The following is a 5773-nucleotide window of genomic DNA, read 5'->3' on the forward strand; positions in this document are numbered from 1 at the left end:
GCCTGGCTGGACGTGGCCGGGGTGCGGCTCGCCGCCGGGCAGGCGCCGGACGCGCCCGCGGTCGAGGCGGCCGCCGACCGCGCCCATCATCAGTGGGGCCGGATCGAGAACCCGGCCCGCGCCTGTGAACTGGGGCCCGCGCTGGCCGACTTGAGGCTTCGGGTGCCGGGTCGGCGGGACGGCGCCCTGGACCATGTCCGGCGGGAGCTGCACAGGCTGACGGAGCGTCAGGCCGACGTCACCAGGTGAAGCCCTGCTGGATGTCCATGCAGGCGTCGGCCTTCTCGCCGTTCAGCACGGCGGCGCTCTCCGGGACCTTCTTCGGCTTGGGCTTCGGGAAGGTGTCCCCGGTGCGCCAGTCCGCGCCGACGACGAGCGTCACGCCCTGGACGTCGTCCGACTGGCGGGCCCGCTTGAGCGGGATGTGCAGGGCGTCGGCCACGGCCTGGGCGTCGCCCTCCTGGTCGGGGCCGGGGTAGAGCACCTCGGTGTCGGGCTCGGCGGCGGGGGTGGTGTCGGCCGTGGCGCCGGAGAACCCCTGGTTCTGGAGGAGCTTGGTGACGGCCGAGGCGCGCTGGGGAGCCGGGGCCTCCATGGCGGTGCCCGTGCCGTTGCGGACCCGTACGGCGATGTCGGCGGGCAGGGCGGCGGGGTCGGTGGAGGTGGCGGCGGGCGTGGGCTTCTTGTCGGCGAGGCCGGTCAGCGCGTCATCGTCGCGGACCATGGAGATGAGCTGTTCGGCGTCGCCCGGGGCGGGCACGAGCCGGTTGCGGTCCTGGGTCCACTGCACGGTGGGCAGGGTGGTCATGGTGATGCCGTCGGTGGGCACCTTCTGCAGCTCCATCGACAGGTCGTACAGCTTCTTGACCGTGCCGAGCCCCTCGTCCACGGTGAGCGCGTCGGTCGCGGCCTCCGCGAGCTTGCGCATCTCCTCGGGGTTGCCGAGCCGGGCGTTGGCGCGCAGCTGGCGGACCATGGAGTTGATGTACATGTGCTGGGCGTGGGTGCGGCCGATGTCGGTGCCGTCCTCGAAGCCGTAACGGGTGCGCAGCCACTGCAGGGCCTGCTTGCCCTTGACCGGGTGGGTGCCCTTCTCCAGCTTCAGGCCCGAGCCGTGGCCCTCGGCGGTGTGCGACCAGACGTTCTGCTTGACGCAGACGGGGACGCCGCCGATGGCGTCCGCCATGGAGACCACGCCGGAGAAGTCGACCATCATGAAGTGGTCGATGTGCACCCCGGTCAGCTCCGTCCACGTGGCGACCGTGCAGCCGGGGCCGCCCCGGCCCAGCGACTCGTTGGCCATGGAGAGGGAGAGCGCCGGGTAGACCTTCCCGGTGTCCGGGTCGGTGCACTTGGGGATCGGGATCATGGTGTCGCGGGGCAGGCTGATCACCGACATGTTGCTGCGGTCGGCCGACAGGTGCAGCAGCATCTGCACGTCCCCGAGGGGCGGGCGGCCCACGTCGCCCTTGGAGCCGCCGAGCTTGAGGTCCGAGGCGGTGTTCCGGCTGTCGGAGCCGATCATCAGGATGTTCAGCGGGGTCTGGCCCGCGGCGTTCGGGGTGGCCTCCGGCACGGGGGTGTCGCCGAGGTTGAGCCGGGCCTTCTTGATGTTTCCGTTGAGGTGCTCGTAGTAGACGAAGCCCGCGCCGGCGGTGCCGATGACCAGCATCGCGAGGGTGGCCGCGGACCACTTCAGTATGCGGCGCCCGCGCCGGGGCCGTCCCGCGCCCTTTCCGGTGCCCTTGGCGTCCTCGCCCGGCCGGTCCGCGGGTCCTGTCGCGAACTCCTCCGCACGCAGGCTGTTCGCCGTCATCCCGTGACCTCCCACCCCTGGCCCGGACCCCGGGGCCACCGAAAGAATCGCCCAACGCCGGTCAAGCGGTGGGCGCTGGGGCCCGTCGGACAGGCCCTGGGCCACACCGGTCCGGGAGCGCTCACCCTAGCCGCGCGGTTCGGTGTCAACCGTCGGCGGTGAGATATTCCACTCCCGTACAACCGGTGTATTGGGCCTGTTTGTTGGGAAAGGCGCGGTTCGTCTTGGCCACAGTTTTACTCGGAGTTCTGCCGCTGGAGCTTGAAAGCCCCTTGCGCGTAAGGGTGTTGGGTCACCGATGGGCGGAACGCGCCGGTGGCGCGGAGGGGGTGTCCGGGGTGTGCGCGGGGCCCGCGTTCGCCGCCACGACCAGCGCCGCGACCGCCACCACGGCCGCCACGACACCCCGGGTGAGGGAGCCGTCGCCCGCGTCCCGGCGCGGCCGGGGGCGGGGGGACGCGCCAGTGCGTCCAGGGGCGGCTGATGTACGTCCGGGCACGATGACCTCGTTACGGCGGGTGACGAGTCGGGTACGCGTGAGCCGCCGATTAACCTAGGGCTGCGCGCTCCCAACGACAAGGGGGCCCAAGGGAGTTGGGGAGGAAGCCCGATGTGCGAGCGGAACGATCCGGCCGCCGTCGCGGAGGGGTTGAGGCGACGCCTGGCGGAGGCCCGCCGCACGCTGGCCGACGGCGCCGCCGAGGAGGCCGGAGCCCGTTACGCCGCCGTTCTCGCCGAGGCCGAGGAGTATGAGGGGCGCGAGGGAGCCGGTGCGTACCGCCTCACCGCCGAACGCGCCGCCGCCCTGCTCGGACTCGGTGAGAGCGCCCTGGAGTCGGGCGAACTGACCGACGCCCTGGGCTACTTCGAGCTCGCCGGGGAGCTGCTCGCGGACGAGCCCGCCCCGGCCCGCGCCCCGGTCCTGCGCGGCCGCGCCGTGGCGCACTACCTCACCGGTGAACTCCGTTACGCCGTACACCTGCTGGAGTCCGGCCTCGCCGAACTGGCCCGCGCCGAACCGCAGGACCCCGACGCCCTGGTGCTGCTCCACGCCACCGCCATCGGGCCGTACATGGACATGGGCGCCCACCACCACGCCGCCCGCGCCGCCGAGTCCGCGCTCGCGCTCGCCCCGCGGGTGTCCGACCCCGCGCTGGTGGCCCGGGCCCACCGCTCGGTCGCCCGCACCCTGCTCGCCCAGGGGCGGCACGCCGAGGCGGACGCCTCCCTCGCGACGGCCGCCGGGCTGTACGACCGCCTCGGTCTGCGCACCGAACTCGCCCACTGTCACTGGATGCGCGGCTATGTCCGCGCCCAGGCCGGACAACTGGCGGGCGCCGAGGAGGAGTTGCGGCAGGCGCTGCTGATGCTCGGGGAGACCCGCGCCGCCCTCTACCGCAGCCAGGTCGCCGTGGAACTGGCCGACGTGCTGCACCGGCGCGGCAGTTCGGGCGACGCCGCCGAGCTGCTGGCCGGGGTGCTCGGGGACTTCTCCTCCGAGCGCGGCGCGGTCCACGCGGCCGCCGCGCACCGGCTGCTCGGCATCATCGCCGAGGACGCCCACGACACCGAGGCCGCCGAGGAGCACTACGTCCGCGCGCTCAGCCTTCTGGAGCGGGCCGGGGCGGCGGGAGATCTGGCCGATCTGTGCCGGTTGCTCGGCGACCTGCTGCGCCGGAGCGGCCGTACGGAGGCGGCGCTGGACGCGTACCGGACGGGGCTCGGCCACCGCACCGCACCCGGCAGCACCACGCTCGGCCCCGCCCAGCTCTGAGGGGGCGCGTGGGTCGGCTCCGGTCGCGGCCACGCCCGCCCCGGCCCCGAGCGCTCTCACACCTGGACGCGCCCCTGCTTGCGCACGTCCGCCAGGCGCAGGGCGCCGATCTGGACGGCGGCCTGCGTCGCGTCGTTCGGCACGTCGCCCAGGCCGCCGTTGGTCAGCGCGAAGGCGTCCTGGCCGACCCGGACGGCGGCCACGTCCAGGGTGAGCAGCAGGTCCTGGTCGTCCTCGGTCGTGGTGGCGACGCTGACCCGCAGACCCTGGCGCTTGTCGCCGACCTCGGGCAGCGGGGCGGCGTTCACCCGCACGTCCTCGACCAGCCCGGTCCGGGTCTTCGCGGTGAAGCGGGCGCAGTCGACGGGCATCGTGCCGAGCCAGGTCAGCGTGGCGTCCACGTCGGCGGGGCGGCGGGCGGCGATCTGGTAGCGCAGCTGGGCGCCGGTGTCGGGGTCGTCCAGGCCGACGGCGACGCGGGCGGGGGCGCCGAGGAGCGTGTCGGCGTAGAGGGCGTCCAGGAGCGGCTGGCACGCGCCCGCGTCGGTGGTGGCCTTCAGCATGCCGTCCCGCCAGGTGGCCGCTCCGTGCGTCGCGGTCCACGGGGCGCCGAGGTCGGTCTCGGTGAGGAGCGCGGACTGCGCCTGCGCCTCGGTGAGCACCGCCTTGTCGTTGCCGGGCGCGGCCTGGGAGGAGGCGGGCGGCTTCGCGACGGTCGGCAGCGGCTGCCGGGCGGTCGGGGGGTGTTCCAGACCGAGGGTGGCGCAGCCGCCGAGGGTCAGGACACAGGAGGCGAGGAGGGCGCCGCGCACGGATATCGCACCGGTCCGGGTCGGCAGGGCACCACGGGCGCGTGCGGTCATCGGGGGTGCCTCCTGCTCGCCTTCGGAACGGCTGTTTCCCCTCACGGCACCACCCCGCGCCCCCTCTCACCAGCGCTCCGGTCCGTCCGGGTGAGTGCGGGGCGCCGCTCCGGCCGGCGGGGGTAGGTTCGGTGTCCGCGACCGAGAGGAGCCCGACGTGGCCGAGCGGCCCGCCGTCCCCGTGATCATCGACTGCGACACCGGAGTGGACGACGCGCTGGCGCTGCTGTTCGCCGTCCGGCACCCGGGGCTCGACCTGCGGGCGGTGACCTGCGTGGCCGGGAACACCGACGTGGACGGCGTGGTCCGCAACACGCTGACCGTGCTGGAACGGGCGGGCGCGGCCGACGTCCCCGTGGCGCGCGGCGCCGAACGCCCGCTCCTCGAACCCGCCCGGATCGCGCACTGGCACGGCACCGACGGCATGGGCGACCTCGGGCTGCCCGCCCCGGACCGCGCGCCCGTCCCCATGGACGCCGTGACCCTGCTGCGCCGCGAGATCCTCGCCTCGCCGCGCCCGGTGACCCTGATCCCGACCGCGCCCCTGACCAACATCGCCCTGCTGCTGCGCACCCACCCCGAGGTGACCCGCAACATCGAGCGGATCGTGTTCATGGGCGGCGCGGTCGGCCCCGGAAACGCCACGGCGGTGGCCGAGTTCAACGTCTGGCACGACCCGGAGGCGGCCGCCGTACTGCTCACCGCCGGGGTGCCGATCACGATGTACGGGCTCGACGTGTTCACCCGGGTCGTGGTGCCCGGCGCGGATGTGCGCAGGCTGCGCGCGAGCGCCGAACCGGGCACCCGGCTGGCCGGTGACCTGCTCGCCCACCGGCCCCCGGCCCGGGGAACCGCGCCCCGGGACGAGGCGGCGGGCGGCCTCGGCGACGCGGGCGCGGTCTGCGCGGTGGCCGACCCGGCGGGCCTCACCACCCGCCGCGTCCCGGTCGAGATCGCCCTCGCGCCGGGTCCGGCCCGGGGCCAGACGATCGTCGACCTGCGCGGCCGCGCCGGGGAGTCGGAACTGCACGACGGCGAGCGGGAACGTCCCTTGGTGGACGTGGGGTTGGACGTGGACGTGGAGCGGTACGTGGAGCTGTACCTGTCCACGGTGGAGCGCCGTTAGCGGGTTTCGGCCGCTCCGCGCACGACTGCGCCCCCGGCAGCCGTGGGGCCACCGGGGGCGGAGTGGGAGGCGGGCGCCGGGCCCGGCCGTCGGCCCTGACCCCGTCGTCCGGGAGGGCGTCCGGCGCGCACGCCTCACGCCGGGGGCGTTGGGGCGCCCCGTGCGGTCGGTGCCGCGTCGCGCGGGCCGGTGCC

General features: G+C 74.8%; 4 protein-coding genes and 1 pseudogene. 3 read left to right on the forward strand and 2 right to left on the reverse strand.

Translation table 11 applies throughout. The features are described 5' to 3' along the window. Positions 1–249: pseudogene (locus tag GTW40_RS24525) on the forward strand (hypothetical protein); the annotation flags it as partial. On the opposite strand, the gene GTW40_RS24530 reads toward GTW40_RS24525, so the two are convergent. Further along, complete coding sequence (locus tag GTW40_RS24530; protein ID WP_161182345.1) at positions 239–1816, reverse strand: LCP family protein; 1578 nt, start codon at positions 1814–1816, stop codon at positions 239–241. The pseudogene GTW40_RS24525 and the gene GTW40_RS24530 sit on opposite strands and share 11 nt — an antisense overlap. Before the next feature lie 610 nt (positions 1817–2426). Here GTW40_RS24530 and GTW40_RS24535 point away from each other — a divergent pair. Continuing rightward, positions 2427–3590, forward strand: a complete 1164-nt coding sequence (locus GTW40_RS24535) for a tetratricopeptide repeat protein (RefSeq protein WP_161182346.1) — start codon at positions 2427–2429, stop codon at positions 3588–3590. A 56-nt stretch (positions 3591–3646) separates the two neighbouring features. On the opposite strand, the gene GTW40_RS24540 is transcribed toward GTW40_RS24535, so the two are convergent. After that, positions 3647–4453 carry a hypothetical protein gene (locus tag GTW40_RS24540; protein WP_202486375.1) on the reverse strand — a complete coding sequence of 269 codons (807 nt, stop codon included), beginning with the start codon at positions 4451–4453 and terminating at the stop codon, positions 3647–3649. A gap of 157 nt (positions 4454–4610) precedes the next feature. Between GTW40_RS24540 and GTW40_RS24545 the strand changes: the two genes are divergently transcribed. Continuing rightward, positions 4611–5579, forward strand: coding sequence for a nucleoside hydrolase (locus GTW40_RS24545; protein ID WP_161182347.1), 969 nt, complete (start codon positions 4611–4613; stop codon positions 5577–5579). The last annotated feature ends 194 nt before the right edge of the window (positions 5580–5773 follow it).

Origin of the sequence: Streptomyces sp. SID4985 (genome assembly GCF_009863025.1) — a bacterium.
In the GTDB taxonomy this organism is placed as follows: domain Bacteria; phylum Actinomycetota; class Actinomycetes; order Streptomycetales; family Streptomycetaceae; genus Streptomyces.